A 1,474-nucleotide genomic window follows, 5' to 3' on the forward strand; every position below is an offset into this window, starting at 1 on the left:
GCCATGCCACGGCGCACAAGGGGAAGGGCCACCGTCCGGCCTGCTCGTACAAGGCGGCGCGGGGTGGCGCATCCATCAGCCTGGGCCAGGGCGGCCACGGGGGGACCGCCACGCCCGCAGCGGCGTGGTACAGCGGAGCCTGACATGGACGCGCGCGAGCCGCGGACAGGACGAGCACGGTGGCCGGCCGAACCCGCCCCGGACGCCCGCACCCGCGGAACACGTCCGGGGCTTCGCCATGCCACGGCGCACAAGGGGAAGGGCCACCGTCCGGCCTGCTCGTACAAGGCGGCGCGGGGTGGCGCATCCATCGGCCTGGCCAGGGCGGCGACGGGTGACCGCCATACCCCGCAGTGGCGTGGTACGGCGGAGCCTGACCTGGATGCGGGCGAGCCTCGGACAGGACGAGGGAGGCGGGACGAGGCGGACATGACGGCGGCCGGGCCGCTTGGGCGGCCCGGCCGGTCTTGCGATCCCTTGGACGTGGGGGTCTGGTGTGGTCCTTTCCGGTCAGGAGCCGATGGCCTCGGCGAGGTGGAGTTCTCTGCGCTCGCGCGGGCCGTGGAACTCCCGCAGGTCGCGCAGCTCGCGGAGGTCGCGCACCGCGGCGGTGCGCGCCGTCCTGGGCAGCGGGTCGAGGCCGCCGCGCAGGATGCCCTGGTGCAGCGCGCGCAGCTCCGGTCCCGGCTCGATGCCGAGCTGGTCGGCGAGGTACCCGCGCAGGCGGGCGTACAGGGCCACCGCCTCCGCCGTGCGCTCCAGGGCGCACAGGCCGCGCATCAGCAGGCCGGCGAGCGGCTCGGCGAGCGGATGGCGGGGAACCAGCGGAGTGAGCTCGGTGACGACCAGGTCCGGCCGTCCCATCCGCAGGTGTGCCTGCCCCCAGGTGACGACGGCGCCGACGAACTGCTGCTCGATGCCGTAGCGCATCCTCGCGGCCCAGTCGCCGGGGATCCCGGTCAGCGGTGCCCCGTGCCACAGCTCCATCGCCTCGCCGAGCAGCGTGACCCGGGTGAGATCGTCACCGGCGTGGGCCTGTGCCTGCTTGACGAGGCGGCGCAACCGGAGCGCGTCCACCCGGTCGGGGTCGACCTCCAGCACGTAGCCGCCGCCACGGCGCTCGATGCGGGCCCCGGTGGGCGACAGCGCCTGCCGCAGCCGCGCGATGTGGGCGTACAGCGAGTCCGTCGCTCCGTCCGGTGGCAGATCCCAGACACGTTCGATCAGTGTCCGGAGCGAGACGGGGTGGCCGGCGTCGAGCGCCAGGGCGGCCAGCACCGTGCGTCGCTGGGGCGGTCCCAGGGGGACGCACCGGTCGCCGGCCGTCACCTCGACCGGGCCGAGTAAGCGGACCTCCATTGCCTTCCCTTCCGTTTCGCCGTCACTACGGGGCGGCGTTCACCAGGAACGCGCTGTGGGTGACCAGGAACATCACACCCAGGGTGGCCGCCCACAACATCGAGTTCGCGACCAT

At 74.1% G+C, this 1,474-nt stretch carries 1 protein-coding gene; it reads right to left on the reverse strand.

Going from position 1 to position 1,474, the window contains the following annotated elements; translation table 11 throughout:
- Positions 1–510 precede the first annotated feature (510 nt).
- Positions 511–1,359 carry an AfsR/SARP family transcriptional regulator gene (locus IEY93_RS03070; protein WP_189161402.1) on the reverse strand — a complete coding sequence of 283 codons (849 nt, stop codon included), beginning with the start codon at positions 1,357–1,359 and terminating at the stop codon, positions 511–513.
- Positions 1,360–1,474: the final 115 nt, after the last annotated feature.

Origin of the sequence: Sphaerisporangium melleum, from assembly GCF_014646695.1 — a bacterium.
Classification (GTDB): Bacteria; Actinomycetota; Actinomycetes; order Streptosporangiales; family Streptosporangiaceae; genus Sphaerisporangium; species Sphaerisporangium melleum.

Bases quoted from the DNA above. Each gene is read 5' to 3' on its own strand.
- IEY93_RS03070 (WP_189161402.1), bottom strand. From the start codon at position 1,359: ATGGAGGTCCGCTTACTCGGCCCGGTCGAGGTGACGGCCGGCGACCGG.